This window comes from Kitasatospora sp. NPDC088391 (assembly GCF_044753345.1).
Lineage (GTDB): Bacteria > Actinomycetota > Actinomycetes > Streptomycetales > Streptomycetaceae > Kitasatospora.
The window spans coordinates 250,314-269,589 of the sequence record NZ_JBIVNB010000008.1 but is presented as its reverse complement, the minus strand read 5'-3'; the positions used below and the strand labels follow the sequence as shown (position 1 = coordinate 269,589).

The 19,276-nt window shown below is 74.4% G+C and carries 17 protein-coding genes; 12 read left to right on the top strand and 5 right to left on the bottom strand.

Translation table 11 applies throughout. The features are described 5' to 3' along the window. Nucleotides 1-48: 48 nt before the first annotated feature. The 8 genes from ACIQBJ_RS24295 (at nucleotide 49) to ACIQBJ_RS24260 (ending at nucleotide 8,003) form a co-directional block, all read left to right on the top strand. Nucleotides 49-726, top strand: a complete 678-nt coding sequence (locus tag ACIQBJ_RS24295; protein WP_400714269.1) for a DUF4097 family beta strand repeat-containing protein — start codon at nucleotides 49-51, stop codon at nucleotides 724-726. Between the two features lie 101 nt (nucleotides 727-827). Further along, entirely contained in the window at nucleotides 828-2,282 is a 1,455-nt protein-coding gene (locus ACIQBJ_RS24290; protein WP_400714266.1) for a WGR domain-containing protein, read from the top strand. 135 nt (nucleotides 2,283-2,417) lie between these two features. Next, nucleotides 2,418-3,578 carry a sensor histidine kinase gene (locus ACIQBJ_RS24285; protein ID WP_400714263.1) on the top strand — a complete coding sequence of 387 codons (1,161 nt, stop codon included), beginning with the start codon at nucleotides 2,418-2,420 and terminating at the stop codon, nucleotides 3,576-3,578. 14 nt (nucleotides 3,579-3,592) lie between these two features. Beyond that, a complete protein-coding gene (locus ACIQBJ_RS24280; RefSeq protein WP_400714260.1) occupies nucleotides 3,593-4,267 on the top strand; it encodes a response regulator in 675 nt (224 codons plus the stop codon). 110 nt (nucleotides 4,268-4,377) lie between these two features. After that, complete coding sequence (locus ACIQBJ_RS24275; RefSeq protein WP_400714257.1) at nucleotides 4,378-4,956, top strand: hypothetical protein; 579 nt, start codon at nucleotides 4,378-4,380, stop codon at nucleotides 4,954-4,956. Further along, nucleotides 4,953-5,702, top strand: a complete 750-nt coding sequence (locus ACIQBJ_RS24270) for an SIR2 family NAD-dependent protein deacylase (protein ID WP_400714254.1) — start codon at nucleotides 4,953-4,955, stop codon at nucleotides 5,700-5,702. The genes ACIQBJ_RS24275 and ACIQBJ_RS24270 overlap by 4 nt, the downstream gene beginning before the upstream one ends. A gap of 62 nt (nucleotides 5,703-5,764) precedes the next feature. Beyond that, nucleotides 5,765-6,976, top strand: coding sequence for a cytochrome P450 (locus ACIQBJ_RS24265; protein WP_400714251.1), 1,212 nt, complete (start codon nucleotides 5,765-5,767; stop codon nucleotides 6,974-6,976). Between the two features lie 31 nt (nucleotides 6,977-7,007). Continuing rightward, nucleotides 7,008-8,003, top strand: coding sequence for an ADP-ribosylglycohydrolase family protein (locus tag ACIQBJ_RS24260; protein ID WP_400714248.1), 996 nt, complete (start codon nucleotides 7,008-7,010; stop codon nucleotides 8,001-8,003). Nucleotides 8,004-8,063: 60 nt separating this feature from the next. Here the strand turns inward: ACIQBJ_RS24260 and ACIQBJ_RS24255 are convergent, their stop codons facing one another. The 5 genes from ACIQBJ_RS24255 to ACIQBJ_RS24235 form a co-directional block, all read right to left on the bottom strand. Continuing rightward, nucleotides 8,064-9,239 (bottom strand): ADP-ribosylglycohydrolase family protein, encoded by a 1,176-nt coding sequence (locus ACIQBJ_RS24255; RefSeq protein ID WP_400714245.1) that lies wholly within the window; start codon nucleotides 9,237-9,239, stop codon nucleotides 8,064-8,066. A 31-nt stretch (nucleotides 9,240-9,270) separates the two neighbouring features. Beyond that, nucleotides 9,271-10,581 carry a DUF2786 domain-containing protein gene (locus ACIQBJ_RS24250; RefSeq protein WP_400714242.1) on the bottom strand — a complete coding sequence of 437 codons (1,311 nt, stop codon included), beginning with the start codon at nucleotides 10,579-10,581 and terminating at the stop codon, nucleotides 9,271-9,273. Nucleotides 10,582-10,642: 61 nt separating this feature from the next. Next, nucleotides 10,643-12,655 carry a serine/threonine-protein kinase gene (locus tag ACIQBJ_RS24245; protein WP_400714239.1) on the bottom strand — a complete coding sequence of 671 codons (2,013 nt, stop codon included), beginning with the start codon at nucleotides 12,653-12,655 and terminating at the stop codon, nucleotides 10,643-10,645. Between the two features lie 91 nt (nucleotides 12,656-12,746). After that, on the bottom strand, nucleotides 12,747-14,369 hold the full coding sequence (locus tag ACIQBJ_RS24240) for a transporter (RefSeq protein ID WP_400714236.1): 1,623 nt from the start codon (nucleotides 14,367-14,369) through the stop codon (nucleotides 12,747-12,749). Continuing rightward, on the bottom strand, nucleotides 14,366-15,145 hold the full coding sequence (locus tag ACIQBJ_RS24235; RefSeq protein WP_400714233.1) for an ABC transporter ATP-binding protein: 780 nt from the start codon (nucleotides 15,143-15,145) through the stop codon (nucleotides 14,366-14,368). Before ACIQBJ_RS24235 ends, ACIQBJ_RS24240 begins: the two co-directional genes overlap by 4 nt. A gap of 207 nt (nucleotides 15,146-15,352) precedes the next feature. Between ACIQBJ_RS24235 and ACIQBJ_RS24230 the strand changes: the two genes are divergently transcribed. The 4 genes from ACIQBJ_RS24230 (at nucleotide 15,353) to fusA (ending at nucleotide 19,207) form a co-directional block, all read left to right on the top strand. Continuing rightward, nucleotides 15,353-15,913, top strand: coding sequence for a DUF1707 and DUF4190 domain-containing protein (locus ACIQBJ_RS24230; protein ID WP_400714230.1), 561 nt, complete (start codon nucleotides 15,353-15,355; stop codon nucleotides 15,911-15,913). A 304-nt stretch (nucleotides 15,914-16,217) separates the two neighbouring features. Continuing rightward, nucleotides 16,218-16,589, top strand: coding sequence for a 30S ribosomal protein S12 (gene rpsL / locus ACIQBJ_RS24225; protein WP_014136303.1), 372 nt, complete (start codon nucleotides 16,218-16,220; stop codon nucleotides 16,587-16,589). 2 nt (nucleotides 16,590-16,591) lie between these two features. After that, nucleotides 16,592-17,062, top strand: a complete 471-nt coding sequence (gene rpsG, locus ACIQBJ_RS24220; protein WP_033822197.1) for a 30S ribosomal protein S7 — start codon at nucleotides 16,592-16,594, stop codon at nucleotides 17,060-17,062. A 39-nt stretch (nucleotides 17,063-17,101) separates the two neighbouring features. Continuing rightward, nucleotides 17,102-19,207 (top strand): elongation factor G, encoded by a 2,106-nt coding sequence (gene fusA / locus ACIQBJ_RS24215; RefSeq protein WP_400714226.1) that lies wholly within the window; start codon nucleotides 17,102-17,104, stop codon nucleotides 19,205-19,207. Nucleotides 19,208-19,276 lie beyond the last annotated feature (69 nt).

The window sequence follows — 19,276 nt, the reverse complement described above, 5'->3', positions numbered from 1 at the left end:
GGGGCGCGGCGGCGGGAGACTGGGGGCAGTCGAACGAGGGAGGCCGCGGTGAGGCGGACGGTGGGGGCGGCAGGGGTCGCGGGGCTGCTGCTGGCGGGGGCGGTGGGCTGCGGGGCGTGGGGGCAGCAGCACCGGACGGTGTCGTACGAGGTGCCGGGGCAGGTCACCGAGCTGGTGGTGACGGGGGACGCGGGCGGGATCGAGGTCCGGGCCGGGGACGGGCCGGCGCAGGTGGTGGAGAAGCGGAGCTGGAGCGGCGACACCGAGCCGCAGGCCGCCCACAGCCTGGCGGACGGCGTGCTCAAGCTGTCGTACAGCTGCTCCGGCTCCGGCTGCGGGATGGGCTACCAGGTGCGGGTGCCGGCCGGGACGAAGCTGCGGCTGACCCAGGGCAGCGGCGGCATCCGGCTGCACGGCATGGCGGGCGACATCGAGGCGAAGGTGGACTCCGGCGGCATCGACGCGGACGGGCTGCGGGCCCGCGGCGTCCGGCTGACGGTCGGCTCGGGCGGGCTGGACGCCGGGTTCACCGAGGCGCCGGACCGGGCGGAGCTGTCGACCGGCTCGGGCGGGCTGAAGCTGAAGGTCCCCGCCGGGGCGCAGTACCAGGTGGACGCGCACGCGGACAGCGGCGGCACCGACGTGACGGTGCCCTCCGCCGCCGGGGCGCCGCACGTGCTGGTCGCCCGGGTCGGCAGCGGCGGTCTGAAGGTGACCACCGGCTGATCGCCAACTGTCGGTGGCAGGACGTAGATTGAGCGGTGTCGACAGGCGGCGAGACCCCGTCGGCACCCCCCGAAGTCTGTGCCCGAAAGGGGCGTCGGCCCATGTCTGCCACCGTTTCCGCGGACCCGCAGGTGACCTACCTGGAGCTCTCCGAGGACCAGGGAAGTGCCCACAAGTTCTACGAGGTCACCGTCGAGGGTGCGGAGCTGACCATCCGCTACGGCCGGATCGGCGAGCCCGGCACGACCAAGACCACGGTCTGCCCGAGCCCCGAGAAGGCCGCCGCCACCGCCGCGAAGAAGATCGGCGAGAAGGTCCGCAAGGGCTACGCGCCGGCCGTCCGGGGGGTGCGCCAGCGCCGCGCGGTGACCCGCCGGCAGATCACCTCGACCCGCTCCACCGCCCACCAGGCCCCGCTGCTGTGGCGCTTCCGCTCCGGCTCGCCCGCCTTCGGCGTGTACGTCGGCGACGAGCACGCCTGGGTCGGCAACGAGAAGGGCGACGTCTACACCCTGACCACCGACGGGCAGGTCACCGGCCGGTTCGGCCTGCCGGACGGCGTCAAGTGCATCGTCGCCGACGACTGGTGGATCTACGCGGGCTGCGACGACGGCAAGGTCTACGACCTCGGCGGCAAGGTCCCGCGGGTGGCGTACGAGATCGCCCAGGACGTCGACATCTACTGGCTCGACATCCACGACGGCGTGCTCGGCGTCGCCGACGAGCGCGGCGGCCTGACCACCGTCGACCACGAGGACGAGTTCCAGTGGCGGCGCAACGCGCAGGGCTCCTCCGGCTGGATGGTGCGCTGCGACGCCGACGCGGTCTACCACGGCTGGTCGGCGGGCGTGGCCCGGTACGCCAAGCGCGGCGGCGACCAGCTGTGGCACACCCGGACCAAGGGCGGCGTGCTGTTCGGCTGGCAGGAGCGGGACGAGGTGTTCGCCGGCACCTCGCAGGGCTGGGTGCACCGGCTGCGCAAGTCCGACGGCGTCGAGGTCGCCGCCTACAAGTGCGACGCCTCGGTGTTCTCCTGCGCGGCCTCCCCGGACGGCGAGTTCGTGTTCGCGGGCGACAACCACTCGTCCGTCTACTGCTTCGCCGCCGACGGCACCCGGCTGTGGAAGCTCGGCACCGGCTGCGGCTCCGCCTACAGCATGCAGTACCGCGACGGGCGGCTGTACCTGGTCACCACCGACGGCTCGCTGGCCTGCCTGGACGCCTCGCAGGGCGCCGTGCAGGCCGCCGAGCAGGGCACCCTGCCGACCACCGCCGAGGTCAGCGGCGCGGACGTGGAGCGGGTCGTGGCGAGCACCGAGCTGGAGACGGTCAGCGTCGCCGCGGTGGCCTCCGGGGCCGGCGTCGAGGTCGAGTGCGTCTCCGAGGGCGGCCGGCTCCGGGTCCGGGTGGTGACGCCCGGCTACGACGCGGCGATGCGGGTGCAGTTCCCGAAGGACGTCCGGGTGGCCGGCGCCCGCTACCTGGTCGCCGAGGTCCACGCCTCCGGCTCCGGCGGGTTCTACCGGACCCGCGGCGAGATCAAGCGGCTGCTGTGACGCCCTGACGCACCGTCAGGGGGCGCTCCCGGCCGGGGGCGCCCCCCGCGGCGTTCCCGGGCCCGCGCCGCGGCAGCCGGACGCCGGCCGGACCTCGGCCGACGACCGAACGAGCGGTGCGAGAGGATGCCCGGCATGGGGAGATGGACGGACGGCCTGCTGGCCTGGGGGAGGGCCCGGCCCTGGGCGGTGGACGGGCTGCTGCTGGCGGTCGCCGTCGGCGTCGCGCTCTGGGGCGTGCACACCGACCCGTACGAGGCCGAACGCCAGTGGTGGGCCTACGCGTTGGCGCTCGCCGGGGCGCTGCCGCTGTGGTGGCGGCGGCGGGCGCCGTGGGCGGTGATGCTGGCCTGCACGGTGCCGGTGGCGACCCTCTCGGTGGTCGCGCACTTCGCCATGCCGCAGGTCCAGGTGACGATGGTGATCGCCATCTACACCCTGGCCGACCGCGGCCGGGACTGGCAGCGCGCCCTGGTGCTGGGCTTCGCCGTGTTCGGCAACATCTTCGGCACCCACTCCTTCGGCGGGGCGCTGTTCAGCCTGCTGGTCTCGGTGGGCAGCTTCGTGTTCGGTTCCCTGGTGCGGGAGCTGCGCCGGCTCGCCGGGGTGGAGGCCGAGCGGGCCCGGCAGGCCGGGCTGCGCGCCGCCAGCGACGCGGCCCGCGCCGTCGCCGAGGAGCGGGCCCGGATCGCCCGCGAGATGCACGACATCCTGGCCCACGCCGTCTCGCTGATGGTGGTGCAGGCCGAGGCGGGCCCGCTGGTGGTGCACCGCGACCCCGAGCGGGCGATCCGCGCGTTCGACGCCATCGCCGACTCCGGGCGCGACGCCATGGTCCAACTCCGGCGCGTGCTGGGCGTCCTGAAGCAGGACGACGCCGCGCCCGCGCTCGCCCCGCAGCCCCGGCTGGCCGAACTCGCCGGGGTGCTGCAGCGGGTCCGCGACTCCGGGGTGGCGGTCGACGCCGAGATCGCCGAGGCCGGGCCCGCCGAGGTGCAGGCCGCCGCGTACCGGATCGTCCAGGAGGCGCTGACCAACGTGGTCAAGCACGCCGGGGCCCGGCACGTCACCGTCCGGGTCGCCGTCCGCGGCGACCGGCTGGCCGTCGAGGTCGCCGACGACGGCGCCGGACCGGCGCCCGTCCCCGCCGGGGCCGGCATCGACGGCCGCTCCGGCGGCCGCGGCCTGCTCTCCATCCGCGAACGCGCCGCGGCCTGCGGCGGCACCGCCGAGACCGGCCCCCGGCCGGACCGGCGCGGCTACCTGGTGGCGGCCGTGCTGCCGCTCAACGCCTGAGGGAGGAACCCGAGTTGACCATCCGCGTGGTGATCGCCGACGACCAGGAACTGGTCCGGGCCGGTTTCGGCATGATCCTGGACGCCCAGCCCGACATCGAGGTGGTGGCCGAGGCCGGCGACGGGCAGCAGGCCCTGGACGCCGTCCGCGCGCACGCCCCCGACGTGCTGCTGCTCGACGTCCGGATGCCCGTCATGGACGGCCTGGCGGCCGCCCGCCGGGTCTGCGCCGAACACCCCGCCTGCAAGGTCGTCATGCTGACCACCTTCGACGTCGACGACTACGTCTTCGACGCGCTCTACGCCGGGGCCAGCGGCTTCCTGCTCAAGGACGTCCGCCGCGACGACCTGGTGCACGCCGTCCGGGTGGTGCACTCCGGCGAGGCACTGCTCGCGCCCTCCGTCACCCGCCGGGTGATCGGCGAGGTCACCGCCCGCAAGACCGGCGGCGCCCCGGCCGTGCCGCGCCCGCTCGGCCGACTGCTGGAGACGCTCACCGCCCGCGAGGCGGAGACGCTGCGGCTGGTCGCCCGCGGCATGTCCAACGCCGAGATCGCCGCCGCCCTGGTGGTCAGCGAGCACACCGTCAAGACGCACGTCAGCAACCTGCTGCAGAAGCTCGGCCTGCGCGACCGGGTGCACGCCGTGGTCTTCGCCTACGAGGCCGGGGCGGTCACCGCGGGGGAGTGAGTCCCCCGGCGGAGGGAGGCGCCGGGATCACCGGCGCGAGGGAGGCGCCCGCCGCCCCGGCCCGGGAGAGTGGAGACGTCAGGAAGGGCTTCTCCACAGGGGGTTGGGCGATGGTGACGGGACGTCGGGCGCTGGGCTGGTCGACGGCACTGCTGGCGGTCTACGGGGCGGTGCGGCTGCTGCCGGGCTCGCGCGGGGTCGGCGCGGGCTGGATGCTCGGCCACCTCGCGCTGCTCGGCGGCCTGCTGCTGATGGGCCGCGGCCTGGCCGAACTGCGCCGGACCGGCGGCCCCGGGGCCTGGGGCACCGCCTGGCTGGCCGTCGGACTGGCCGGCACCGCGGCGGGCCTGGCGCAGACCGCGATCGACCTGTACGTCGGCGCGGTCGCCGAGGACGCCGCGCGGAAGTCCGAGCTGTTCGACCGGGTCCAGGCCGTGCCGGGCGTGCTGCCGCTGGTCTACACCGTCGTCCCGACGTTCCTCTACCTCGGCCTGATCGCCCTGCTGGTCCGGCTGGCGGCCCGCCGCGCCGCCCCCTGGTGGAGCCCGGTGCTGGTGCTGGCCGGCACCCTGCTGATGGGCGCCTCGCTGGACTTCCTGTCCGTCGGCGCCGCGCTCTACCTGGCGGCGTTCCTGCCGCTGATAAGGAGTGGCCGCCAGGGCCTGCGGGCCGTACCGTCCCGGGCATGAACGAGAAGCGTCCACTGGTGGCGGTGTTGACGGGGGCGGGCATCTCGACGGACTCGGGCATCCCCGACTACCGCGGCCCGCAAGGACTCTGGCAGCGCGACCCGAGCGCGCAGGAACTGGTCACCCTCCAGCCGTACCTGGCCAGCACCGAGGTGCGCCGCCGGTCCTGGCTGATGCGGCGGGACGCCGGCGCGCTCGCCGCCGAGCCCAACGCCGGGCACCGCGCGCTGGCCGACCTCGAACGGGCCGGAGTGCCCGTCCGGGTGCTCACCCAGAACGTCGACGGCCTGCACCAGGCGGCCGGCCTGTCCGCCCGCAAGGTGATCGAACTGCACGGCACCGCCACCGAGGTGCAGTGCGTCCGCTGCCGGGCGGTCGGTCCGATGGCCGCCGCGCTGGAACGCGTCGCCGCCGGCGAGGACGACCCGGCCTGCGAGCAGTGCGGCGACGTGCTGCGCCCGCGCACCGTGATGTTCGGCGAGGCACTGGACGAGCGGGTGCTCGGACAGGCCGACGCGGTCGCCAAGGCCTGCCAGGTCTTCCTGGCCGTCGGCAGCTCGCTGCAGGTGATGCCCGCCGCCCTGCTGCCGCGGATCGCCGTCGAGCACGGCGCCCGGCTGATCGTCGTCAACGGCGAACCGACCCCCTGCGACGGGGAGGCCGCCGAGGTGATCCGCGAACCGATCTCGCAGGCGCTGCCGGAACTGGTCCGCCGCCTGGTCGACGGCGATCTCGCCGCGCTCTGACCACCCCGCCCCCTGCTCCTCGGGCCTACCATGGCGGCCCGAGGAGCAAGGGAGCCCGCCGCATGCCGACCGACGCCTTCGACCCCTGGTCGCCCGCCTTCGTCGCCGACCCGTACCCCGCGTACGCCGCCCTGCGCGACGAGGCGCCCGTCCAGTACTGCGCGCCGACCGGCCAGTGGCTGGTCTCCCGGCACGCCGACGTCAGCGCCCTGCTCCGGGACCGCCGGCTCGGCCGCACCCACACCCACCGGTTCACCCACGAGGAGTTCGGCCGCCCCGCGCCCGACCCCGCGCACGAGCCCTTCCACACCCTCAACGACCACGGCCTGCTCGACCTCGAGGGCCCCGACCACACCCGCATCCGGCGACTGGTCTCCAAGGCCTTCACCCCGCGGACGGTCGAGGCGCTCCGCCCCGCCGTCCGCCGACTCGCCGGCGGACTCGTCGACGGACTGCTCGCCGACGGCGGCGGCGACCTGATCGCCCGGGTCGCCGAACCGCTGCCGGTCGCCGTGATCGCCGAGATGCTCGGCATCCCCGAGTCCGACCGGCACCAACTGCGGCCCTGGTCCGCCGACATCACCGGCATGTTCGAACTGAACCCGAGCGAGGAGACCGCCCGCCGGGCCGTCACCGCCAGCCTCGAATTCTCCGCCTACCTGCGGGAGCTGATCCGCCGCCGGCGCGCCGACCCCGGCACCGACCTGATCAGCGCCCTGGTCGCCGCCGCCGAGGACGGCCAGGTGCTCAGCGAGCAGGAGACCGTCTCCACCTGCGTCCTGCTGCTGAACGCCGGCCACGAGGCCACCGTCAACACCACCGGCAACGGCTGGCTCGCCCTGCTCCGCAACCCCGGCGAACTCGCCCGGCTGCGCGCCGACGTGGACGCGCTGCTCCCCACCGCCGTCGAGGAGCTGATGCGGTACGACACCCCGCTGCAGATGTTCGAACGCTGGGTGCTGGACGACATCGAGGTCGCCGGGACGCACATCCCGCGCGGCGCCGAGGTCGCCCTGCTGTTCGGCTCCGCCAACCGCGACCCCGCCCGCTTCGCCGACCCCGACCGGCTCGACCTCGGCCGCACCGACAACCCGCACCTCACCTTCGGCGCCGGAATTCACTTCTGTCTCGGCGCTCCGCTTGCCAGACTCGAACTCACCGAGTCCTACGGCGCGCTGCTCCGCCGGGCCCCGGGGCTCCGGCTGGTCCGCGAACCCGAGTGGCGCCCCGGCTACGTGATCCGCGGGCTGGAAGAACTGATGGTCGAGATCTGAGTCGGGATCCGAGCGGAAAGGGGAGCACACCATGGGGCGGGCCACCGGGGCGATGCTGGGGCTGGCGATCGGGGACGCGCTCGGCAAGCGCACCGAGTTCCTGAACCTGGCCGAGATCGGGCTGCTGCACGCCGACTGGCGGCAGCTCCCGCTCCCGAAGAAGGCCCAGGTCACCGACGACACCCAGATGACGCTGGCCCTCGCCCGCGCGCTGCGCGACGCCCTCGCCGAGGGCCCGCTCGTCCCGCTGCGCCTCGAAGTGCCGCTGCGCGCCGAGTTCGTCGAGTGGTGGCGCTCCCCGAGCAACAACCGCGCCCCCGGCATGACCTGCCTGCGCTCCTGCTTCCGGCTCTCCACCGGCCGGCCCTGGCAGGACGCCGGCGACATCGGCTCCAAGGGCTGCGGCGCCAACATGCGGGTCGCCCCGCTCGGCCTGGTCCGCGAACTGACCGACCGCCAGGTCTCCGGCGCCGCCCAGCTCCAGTCCGGCCTCACCCACGGGCACCCCACCGCGCTCGCCGCCAGCGAACTCACCGCCTTCACCGTCCGCTGGCTCGCCCAGGGCGCCGACCCCGCCGACCTCCCGGCCCGGCTGCGCGCCCACGCCGAGGAGCAGCGCACCCGCTACGACGAGTTCTGGCTCGGCGACCTCGCCTCCCGGGACCACTTCGGCTCCCCGGAGGAGTTCATCGCCCGCGGCTGGAAGGAGAGCCTGCGCGCCCTCGACCGGCTCGACGCCGCCCTCGCCGCCCGCGAGTACGACGCCGACCCGTGCGAGCGCACCGGCGAGGGCTGGGTCGCCGAGGAAGCCTTCGCCACCGCGCTGCTCTGCTTCCTGCTCTTCCCCGACGACCCGGTCGCCGCCGTCCGCCGGGCCGCCGTCTCCTCCGGCGACTCCGACTCGCTCGCCTGCCTGGCGGGCGCCTTCGCGGGCGCCCGGCACGGCGAGGGCGCCTGGCCGCAGGACTGGACCGAGCGGATCGAGTACCGCGACGAGCTGCTCGCCTTCGGCACCCTCTGGGACTGACGGACCGTCAGGGGTGCTGCTCGGCCTCGGCGCTCTCCGGGACCGACGCAGCGTCGCCGCTCAGTCCCGCTGCCGGAACCTGGTCCGGCCGGTCGCCGGGTCCGCGGGCGCGACCGGGGCGGCGGCGCGGCGGACGACCGGGTCCGGCTCCGGCGTCGGCGCCGGGTCCGGCTCCGTTTCGCGGGCCGATTCCGGCTCCGGCTCCGGCGCGGGGGCCCCGGCCGCCGGGTACCGGTCGCCCAGGGCCGCCAGGTCGCCCCGGGCGAACGCCGCCAGGTCGTCCGCGACCCGCAGCAGCACCTCGCGGCCCTCCACCAGCGCGCACCAGTCCGCGGGCAGCCCCGCCGCGCCGTACAGCGCGCCGACCAGGTTGCCGCACACCGCGCCCGTCGAGTCGCTGTCGCCCGAGTGGTTCACCGACAGCACCAGCGCCGCCCGGGCGTCCGCGCCCGCCAGCGCCGCGTACACCGCGACCGCCAGGCACTCCTCGGCGATCCAGCCCAGCCCGACCCGCTCCACGCCCGCCGCCGAACCCGGGCCCTCCCCGGCCACCCGGACCGCCCGGCGCAGCGCCGCCGCCGTCTCCTCGCCGGACGGCTCCGCCCCGACCTGCGCCAGCACCGCGTCCACCGCCGCCGGCAGCGGCACCCCGGCCGCCACCCGGTCGACCAGCGCCGCGAACGCGCCCGCCGCCAGGTAGCCCGTCGGGTGGCCGTGCGTCAGCTGCGCCGCCACCGCCGCCCGCCGGAACGCCTCCCGCGGGCCCAGCTCGAGCAGGCCGAACGGCGCCGAGCGCATCACCGTCCCGCAGCCCTTGGAGTGCGGGTTCACCGGCCCGTCCTGCCCGAACGGCGCGGCCGGCCGGTAGGCCGTCGCCACGCCAGACATGCAGGCGCCGCCCGGGGCCCGGGAGGCGTACAGGAACTCCTGCCGGGCCAGCCAGCCGTCCGCGTCCCGGACCGGCCCGGGCAGCCGCTGGGTCAGGAACCAGCGCGCGTACGCGGCGTGCAGGTCCTCCGGGCGGCCGCCGCGCAGCAGGCCCTCCGCCGTGAACAGCGTCATCTGGGTGTCGTCGGTGACCTGCCCGCCGCGCCCGGCGTCCGCCAGGTCGGCCAGCCCGGCCGGGCCGTACCGCTCCTCGATCTGCGGCAGTTGCAGGAACTCGACCGGCCAGCCCAGGGCGTCGCCCAGCGCCCCGCCGAGCAGCGACCCGCGCACCCGCTCCGTGAACTCCATGCCGTACCCCCTGTGTCCCGCCGACGTCCCGTCAGCGCTCGATCCGACCCGAACCCCGGTGCAGCGACGCCCGGTCGGCGGCGGCCCGGCCCTCGACCCAGCCCTCGCCGTCGCTCACCCGCACCCGCTGCGACACCAGCTTCGGGAACATCCTGCCGACCGCGTCGTCCACCGCCTCCGCGCGGGCCGCCAGCACCGGCAGCAGCCCGCCGTCCGGCACCACCGGCAGCGTCCCGGCCGCGCCGTCCGCCGCGCCGTCCGCCCCGGTGCCCGTGCCGCCGTCCGCCGGCCGCCCGGCCGCCGCGTCCTCGGTGGCCCGCTCGGTCGCCTCCGCCAGCCGCTCCCTGATCCGGGCCCCGTACGCCACCAGGAAGGACTGCCGGAACGCCTTCGTCCGGGCCGCCCCGTCCTTGTGCTTGCGGCTGCCCGCCCGGTTCATCGCCGCCGTGGCCTGCACCAGCAGCGAGGTGTACAGCAGCTCCACCGCGTCCAGGTCCGCGTCGAACCCGATCACCGTGCAGAACCCGAACTCCTTCGCCCACACCACCCGGCACCGGTTCGCCGCCGCCACCGCGTCCAGCAGCATCGTCTTGGGGCCCTCGTACGGGTTGTCCACACCGATCCGCACCGCCGCCGGGTCGTCCGCGGCCGGGCCGCCCGCCGCCGACAGCAGCGCCTCGTCGATCGAGTGCCGCGCCATCAGCTCCTGGGCCTTCGCGGTCAGCGCCTCCGCCTCCTCCGGGAAGCCCGTCGACTCGGCCTTCGCCAGCAGCGCCCTGATCCGCCCCAGCATCCGCGGCTCGTCCCCGCGCGGCGCCCCCGCCCGCGGCACCGAGCGCCCCGGCGCCGGGCCGACCGGCTGCACCGGCGGCAGCAGCGCCCAGGTCCGCAGCAGCTCCAGCGCCGCCGTCGCCAGCGCGAACCGGTCCAGCCGGTGCCGGGCCGCGAACTCCGCCAGGAACACCTCGTCGGACGGCCACCACGGCTCCGCCTCCAGCTCCCGCAACTGCTCGTGCCAGCGCCGGTCCAGGGCCGCCGCCGGGTGCCGCCGCGACTCCGCCGCGATCAGGTCCACCGCCAGCGCCACCTGCGCCGGGCCCAGCTCCCGCCGGGCCACCCGCACCAGGTCGGCCGGCCGCCACCCCGCCGCCCAGCACCGGTCCACCGACCGCTCCGCGAACGCCAGCAGCGCCCGACTCACCGCCGGCCAGCGCTCCACCGAGGCCGCCAGCGCCGACGCGGCCCCGTCCACCGCGAACTCCAGCCCCCCGGCCGGCGCGCCCAGCACCCGGCCCACCGCCTCCGCCACCAGCTCGTCCACGGGCTGATCGGTGCTGGTCACGGCAGATCCTGCTTCCTGCGGGGGGCGGTGGGGCGAACACCCCCATGATGCCGGACCGCCGTCACAGCCCCAGCGCGCTCCAGGCGAAGCCGGCCGGCATCCCGACCCCCGCCTCGGCCAGCAGCGCGAGCAGCGCCCCGCCGTCCGCCGGACGCCGCTCCGGTTCCTTGGCCAGCGCCCGCTCCAGCACCCCGGCGAGCCGCGGGTCCACCGCGCGGACCGCGGCCAGCGCCGCCCGGTCCGGCTCCTCCTGGAGCACCTGCTGCATCACCACCCAGGGACTGCCGTCGCCCCCGTTCCCGAACGGGCTCGTCCCGTGCACCAGGCAGGCCAGCGAGCAGGCCCAGGCCCAGACGTCCGCCGCCGGGCCGACCGGCCCCGACCGGAACTGCTCGGGCGCCATGAACGGCGGCGTCCCCGTCCAGCCGGCCCGGGTCAGCCGGGTCAGGTCGCCCACCAGCGAGATGCCGAAGTCCAGCAGCTTCGGGCCGTCGGTGGTCAGCATGACGTTGTTCGGCTTCAGGTCGCGGTGCACCAGCCGCACCTCGTGGACGGCCCGCAGCGCCTCCGCCAGCGCCACCGCCAGCGCCCGCAGCAGCACCTGTTCGCGGACCTGCCCGTGCCGGCGCAGGTAGTGGTCCAGCGGCAGCCCGTCCAGCAGCTCCATCGCGATGAACGGGGTGCCGTCGGCGGTGAACCCGTTCTCCACCATCCGGGCGGTGTACCTGGCGGGCACCCGCTCCAGCGCGGCCATCTCCCGCCCGAACCTGGCCCGCAGCTCCTCGTCGTGGCCGGTGTCGGCCTGCAGCGTCTTGAGCGCGACCAGGGTGGCGGAGCCCTTCCGGGTCGCGGCGTAGACGGTGCCGTACCCGCCCTTGCCGAGCCGGCGGCGCAGCCGGTAGTCGCCGATCTCGGTGGGCGACCCGGGCGGCAGCGGGTCCGAACGGAACCCCGGGAAGCCCCCGTCCGCCGGGTCCGGGACCGGCGCCGGACCGGCGTCCCGCACCGTGCCCCCGACGCCCCCGGCCGACGCCGTGACCGGCTCCGCCACCGGTGCCGCGGCCGCCCGGGCCGCCTCCGCCCGCTCGGCCTCCTGCGCCGCCCGCAGCGCCTCCGACTCGGCCAGCACCTGCCGGGCGATCTCGGCGTCCCGCTCGGCGGTCAGCGCCGCGCCGCGCTCCGCGGCGGCCCGGTCGGCGGCCTCCCGGGCCAGCCGGGCCTGCTCGGCGGCGCGGGCCTCGCGGCGCTGGTCGCGGTAGTCGCGCACGCCCGCGCTGACGGTGTCGTAGGTGGCCCGGACCGCCCCGGCCGGGGCGTCCACCGTGGTCGCGGCGACCACCAGCGGGGGAGCGGCCGCGGCGAGCGGCAGCCGGTTCAGGCCGCGGGTGGCGAACAGCGAGCAGCCCTGCCACAGCACCAGGGCGAGCAGCGCGCCGTTCGGCAGCGCCAGCGGCAGCAGCACGAACTGGGCGGCCAGCACCGGCACCAGCCAGCGGCGCAGCGCGGAACGCTCCCAGGTGCCGGAGGGCATCCTGGTGCACAGCACCAGGAACCGGGTCCGGGCCCACGTCCCGGCCCACAGCGCGGCCAGGCCCAGGCCGATCAGCGCCGCCGGGAAGCCGCCCGGCTCGGCGCCGAACAGGGCGAGCAGCCCGCGGCCCGCCAGCCAGGGCGGGCTGGTGATGACGGCCTGCTGGTCGTTGATGTCCTTGGCCTCGGTGAAGGTGTGGTGCGTCCCGATCCACATCAGCACGGCCAGCCCGCCGCCGACCACCACCGGCAGCACCGCCTCCAGCACGGCGGCGAACCGCCGCGGCGGGTAGCCCGCCCGCAGCGAGGCCAGCTCGAACTGCCGCCGCGAGGCGTCCCCGGCCAGCCGGGTGCGGATCTGCTTCGACCGGTCGCGGCTCAGCAGCCGGGCCCGGTAGCCGTGCATGCCGGCCCGCAGCGAGGGCAGGGTGACCAGCCGGAGCACCAGCACCACGACGAGCATCGGCAGGACGGTCTGTTTCCAGAACGGACTGTCGGCCCAGCCGTAGTGCGTCCGGACCGCTTCGGCGATGCTGGTGCCCACTGCCGTTCTCCCCCTCCGCGCCGCGGATCGGCTCCCGGGCGCGCAGGCATGATAGCGGCGCGCCCGGGCCGGGCGGGGCGGTCGCCCGGACTCAGCGCTCGATCACCTTCGCCAGGATCTCCGGGGCCCGGCGCACCAGCGGAGCGGCCGAGAGCCGGATGCCGAGCAGCGCCAGCGCGGCGCCGTACAGCACCCCCGCGGGCAGCAGCGGCCAGGCCGGGTGGTGGCCCAGCAGCAGGTAGGCCAGCAGCCCGCCGACCGGCAGGCAGCCCAGCACCACGCCGATCATCGAGCCGAAGGCGTTGAACATCACCACGCCGTTCTGCCCCGGCGCCGCGCTGCGCATCGGATTGCCGTCCGCGGGCAGCGCGAACGGCGCGTACACGCTGATCAGGCAGCCCAGGCCGAGGCTGGTGCCGAACGCCGCCAGGGTCAGGCCGAGCGCGGGCGCCAGGTCGCCCCAGTGCCCGGTGAGGGCGGCCATCGCGGGCGCCAGCACCAGCAGCACCGGCACGCCGTAGAGCAGGATCGCCAGCACCCGGCCGCGCAGCTCGTCCCGAGCCTCCCGCGGGGTGGCCAGGGTGGCCGCGACCATCCAGAAGCCGGAGCCGTCCACGCCGAACAGGTTGGCGGACTGCAGGCCCAGCATCAGCCCGCCGACCGCCACCACGTACACCGAGCCGTGCCCCTGCACCACCGAGAGCGCCGCGAACACCACGGTCATCCCGATGCCGGTGAAGATCGCCGCCTTGGAGCGCGGCTCGCGCCAGGCGTACCGCAGGTGCCGCTGCGCCACCGCGCCGACCCGGCCCGCCGGGAGCAGCCGCCAGCCGCGGGCGGCCCGCCCGGCGGCGGCCGGCGCGGTCTCCACCAGGGTGGAGGAGTCGCCGGTGACCATCAGGTCCTGCAGGCTCCGCAGCCACCAGCGCAGCAGCACCGCCAGCAGGCCCGCGGTGAGCGCGAGTTGCAGCGCCGCCACCGCCCAGGCGCCCTCGCCGGCCGAGCGCACCGCGTCGACCGCCGAGACCGGCGGCACCCACCGCACCACCGAGGCGTACGGGCGCAGCACCGCCAGGTCGACGCCCCGGCCGTTCAGCGAGCTCTGCACGCCGAGGTTGCCGATCTGGGTCAGCACCGCGAACAGCAGGCCGCCGAAGACGGCGAAGTCCTTGCCGCGCCGGCTGGACAGCACCCGGGCGTTGCCCGCCCCGACCGCGCGGGTCAGCGCGACCAGGGTCAGCAGCACCAGCGGCACCGCGAGCAGCGCCGCCACCAGCGAGCCGGCGCCCCGCCCGGCGGCCGCCGCGGCCCCGGCCAGCAGCAGCAGGCTCACCAGCGGCCCGGGCCCGATCAGGCTGCCGAGCAGGGTGCCGCGCAGCAGCGCGCCCGGCCGCAGCGGCAGCATGGTGAGCCGGGTCGGGTCGGCGCTCTCGTCGCCGGAGAAGAAGAACAGCGGCATCGCGGCCCAGCAGACCGCCAGCCCGGCGGTGAGCACCGCCGCGGCGTCGGCGGCCCCGGCCCGGCCGTGCAGGGCGACCAGCCCCGCGGTGGCGGCCAGGCCGAACAGCAGCCCGAAGCAGGTGCCGAGGACGTAGCCGGCGGCGCGGCCGGGGCTGCGCCGCAGTCCGTTGCGCAGCAGCCGGAGCTTGAGCCCGACCAGGGCCCGGACCACCGCCCGGTCGTCGGTGGCGGCGGCGGGAGCGGCGGCGCTCACCGGTGGCCCCCGCCGAGCCAGTCGAGCGACCGGCCGTCGTCCTCGCGGACCCCGACCAGCCCGAGGAACGCCTGGTGCAGCGACGTCCCGCCGCGGACCTGCTCCAGCGGACCGGCGGCGACCACCCGGCCGGCGTTGACGACGGCGACCCAGTCGCAGAGCGACTCGACCAGCTCCATCACGTGGCTGGAGAACACCACCGTGGAGCCGGACGCGGCGTACCGGGTCAGCACGCCGCGGATGGTCTGCGCGGAGACCGGGTCGACGCCCTCGAAGGGCTCGTCGAGGAACAGCACGTCCGGGTTGTGCAGCAGGGCGGCGGCCAGGCCGATCTTCTTGCGCATGCCGGTGGAGTAGTCGGCGACCAGCTTGTGCCCGGAGGCGGTCAGGTCGAGGACGGAGAGCAGCTCCTCGGCCCGCCGGTCGGTCTCGGCGCCGTCGAGCCCGCGCAACCGCCCGTTGAACTGCAGCAGTTCGCGCCCGCTCAGCCGCTCGAACATCCGCAGGCCCTCCGGCAGGATGCCGATCCGGGCCTTCACCCCGACCGGGTCCTCCCAGACGTCGGTGCCGCGCACCAGCACCGTCCCCCGGTCCGGCCGGAGCAGGCCGGTGACCATCGACAGCGTGGTGGTCTTGCCGGCCCCGTTCGGGCCGACCAGCCCGATGAAGGACCCGGCGGGCAGGTCGAGGCTGAGCCCGGCGACGGCGGTCTGCGCCCCGAAGCGCTTCCACAGGTCGCGGATCGAAACGGCGGGCGGCGGGTTGGTCGCCTCCATGGCGGGTTTTCTCCTTGTCGACTGCGGTCCGCGGACGTGCCGGGGCGCGGCCCCGGAGCCCGACCCTATGATCATTCCGCTGCTCCTCCCATCCCCCTTTCGGCGGTACTGACACCGATCCGCCCCGGATCGGCAACTACCGGCGGCCCCCGTTCGTCCTGCATCCTGAGAGTGCGTGCGCAGCACGGGGAACAGGAGGTGGCTGCGATGTCCGGTCAGTGGGGATCTCCGGCGCCGTACGGCCAGCAGCCCTGGCAGCCGGCGCCGGTGCCGACGCCGCAGTCGGCGATGCGCGCCGCGCATTCCGACCGCGAGCGCACGGTGGACGTGCTGAAGGCGGCCTACGCGGAGGGGCGGCTGTCCGCCGCCGAGTACGAGCACCGGATGTCGAGCGCCCACCAGGCCGCCACCTACGGCCAGCTGGCCTCGCTGGTGGCCGACCTGCCGGCCGGCCCGATGGTGCTGCCGTTCGGCGCGGCCGCCCCGATGGTCCCGCCGACCTTCCTGCCGCCGGCCTTCCCGCCGCCGCCCCGGCCGAGCAACGGCCTGGCCACCGCCTCGGCGATCCTCGGCGGCCTGACCCTCTTCACGCTCGGCACCACCGGCCTGCCCGCCGTGATCACCGGGCACATCGCCCGCGGGCAGATCCGCCGCACCCAGGAGGCGGGCGACGGCCTCGCGGTGTTCGGACTGATCCTCGGCTGGCTGTCGGTGGCCGGCTGGATGCTCTTCAGCCTGCTGTTCCTGCTGGCGTCCTCCGGGCACTGAGCCCGTCCCGGGCGGGGGAGGGCCCGCCCGGGCGCGCTCCATTTGTTTTGACCGGCGCGGGTGCGCTAGGTACGCTCTGACCTTGTGCCTGGGGTGTGCCCGGGTCCTTGTGCGTGCCAGCAGATCGGCCGCCGCAGCGGAGACTCCACCCGCTCGGTTCTTGCCGCCGCCGCAGCTCAGCTCGGGATTCCGTGATTCTTCCCCTGAAGAAGGTCCAACACACCCGACCGCGTGGGTCGGAGAGTGACGGACGCCACCTCAGGTTAGTTCCACCGAGCCTTGGCACACAGAAAACGGAGAAACGGTGCCTACGATCCAGCAGCTGGTCCGAAAGGGCCGGCAGGACAAGGTCCAGAAGACCAAGACCCCCGCGCTCGAGGCCTCGCCCCAGCGCCGCGGCGTCTGCACGCGTGTGTACACGACCACCCCGAAGAAGCCGAACTCGGCTCTCCGCAAGGTCGCCCGTGTGCGCCTCACCAGCGGGATCGAGGTCACCGCTTACATTCCGGGCGAGGGCCACAACCTGCAGGAGCACTCCATCGTGCTCGTGCGTGGCGGTCGTGTGAAGGACCTGCCGGGTGTGCGTTACAAGATCATCCGCGGCGCTCTCGACACCCAGGCTGTCAAGAACCGCAAGCAGGCCCGCAGCCGCTACGGCGCCAAGAAGGAGAAGTAAGAATGCCTCGTAAGGGCCCCGCCCCGAAGCGCCCGGTCATCATCGACCCGGTTTACGGCTCCCCGCTGGTGACCTCGCTGGTCAACAAGATCCTGCTGCACGGCAAGCGCTCCACCGCCGAGCGGATCGTCTACGGCGCCCTCGAGGGCGTCCGTGAGAAGACCGGTGCCGACCCGGTGATCGCGCTCAAGCGCGCGCTGGAGAACGTCAAGCCGACCCTCGAGGTCAAGTCCCGCCGCGTCGGCGGCGCCACCTACCAGGTGCCGGTCGAGGTCCGTCCGGGCCGCGCCAACACCCTGGCGCTGCGCTGGCTGGTCGGCTACTCCCGCGCCCGTCGCGAGAAGACCATGACCGAGCGTCTGCTCAACGAGATCCTCGACGCCAGCAACGGTCTGGGCGCTTCCGTGAAGCGTCGCGAGGACACCCACAAGATGGCCGAGTCCAACAAGGCCTTCGCGCACTACCGCTGGTAGTCCGAACCCCGTCACTAGACAGAGAGAGAACGAGCCACCATGGCTGCAACCTCCCTTGACCTCGCCAAGGTCCGCAACATCGGGATCATGGCGCACATCGACGCGGGCAAGACCACCACCACCGAGCGGATCCTGTTCTACACCGGCGTCTCGTACAAGATCGGTGAGGTCCACGACGGCGCTGCCACCATGGACTGGATGGAGCAGGAGCAGGAGCGCGGCATCACCATCACGTCGGCCGCGACGACCTGTCACTGGACCCTCGACGACTCCGACCACACCATCAACATCATCGACACCCCGGGCCACGTCGACTTCACCGTCGAGGTGGAGCGTTCGCTGCGCGTGCTCGACGGTGGCGTGACGGTGTTCGACGGCGTCGCCGGTGTGGAGCCCCAGTCCGAGACCGTGTGGCGGCAGGCCGACCGCTACGGCGTCCCGCGCATCTGCTTCATCAACAAGCTGGACCGCACGGGCGCCGACTTCTACTTCTGCGTGCAGACCATCGTGGACCGCCTCGGCGCCACCCCGCTGGTCATGCAGCTGCCGATCGGCGCCGAGGGCGACTTCGCCGGCGTCGTCGACCTGGTGAAGATGAAGGCCCTGGTCTGGTCCGCCGACGCGCCCAAGGGCGAGATGTACGACACCGTCGACATCCCGGCCGACCTCGTCGAGAAGGCCGCGGAGTACCGCGAGGCCCTGCTCGACACCGTGTCGAACGTCAGCGACGAGGTGATGGAGCTCGCCCTGGAGGGCGAGGACATCCCCGAGGAGCTGCTGGTCGCCGCGATCCGCAAGGGCACGCTGAACTCGGACTTCACCCCGATCTTCTGCGGCTCGGCGTTCAAGAACAAGGGCGTCCAGCCCCTGCTCGACGCGGTTGTGAAGTACCTGCCGTCGCCCCTCGACATCGAGGGCATCGAGGGCACCAAGCCGAACAACCCCGACGAGAAGATCGTCCGCCAGGCCTCGGACGACGAGCCGCTCGCCGCGCTCGCGTTCAAGATCATGTCGGACCCGCACCTGGGCAAGCTCACCTTCGTCCGCGTGTACTCCGGCCGCCTGGAGTCCGGCACCTCGGTGCTGAACTCCGTCAAGGGCAAGAAGGAGCGCATCGGCAAGATCTACCGCATGCACGCGAACAAGCGTGAGGAGATCGACTCGGTGGGCGCCGGCGACATCATCGCCGTGATGGGCCTCAAGCAGACCACCACCGGTGAGACGCTGTCCGACGAGAAGAACCCGGTCATCCTGGAGTCCATGGACTTCCCGGCCCCGGTCATCCGCGTCGCGATCGAGCCCAAGTCCAAGGGCGACCAGGAGAAGCTGGGTGTCGCCATCCAGCGCCTGGCCGAGGAGGACCCGTCCTTCCAGGTCAACACCGACGAAGAGACCGGCCAGACCATCATCGCGGGTATGGGCGAGCTGCACCTCGAGGTGCTGGTCGACCGTATGCGCCGTGAGTTCAAGGTCGAGGCCAACGTCGGCAAGCCGCAGGTCGCGTACCGCGAGACGATCCGCAAGGCCGTCGAGCGCATCGACTACACGCACAAGAAGCAGACCGGTGGCTCCGGCCAGTTCGCGAAGATCCAGATCGCGATCGAGCCGCTCGAGTCCGGCGAGGGCTACGAGTTCGTCAACAAGGTCACCGGTGGCCGCGTCCCGCGCGAGTACATCCCGTCGGTCGACGCCGGTTGCCAGGAGGCCATGGAGTTCGGCGTGCTCGCCGGCTACCCGCTCCAGGGCGTTCGCGTGACCCTGCTCGACGGTGCGGCGCACGACGTCGACTCGTCCGAGCTCGCGTTCAAGATCGCCGGTTCCATGGCGTTCAAGGAAGGTGCCCGCAAGGCGTCGCCGGCTCTGCTCGAGCCGATGATGGCCGTCGAGGTCACCACCCCCGAGGACTACATGGGCGACGTGATCGGCGACATCAACTCCCGCCGTGGCCAGATCCGGGCCATGGAGGAGCGTCACGGTGCCCGCGTCGTCAAGGCGCTGGTGCCGCTCTCCGAGATGTTCGGCTACGTCGGTGACCTGCGCAGCAAGACCTCTGGTCGCGCAAGCTACTCGATGCAGTTCGACTCGTACGCCGAGGTTCCGCGGAACGTGGCGGACGACATCATCGCCAAGGCCAAGGGCGAGTGACGTCCCGGTAATCGGGATGAATCAGACCCTTTAGGCTAGAAGGAGGGCACCCGGACGCTTACCCGTCCG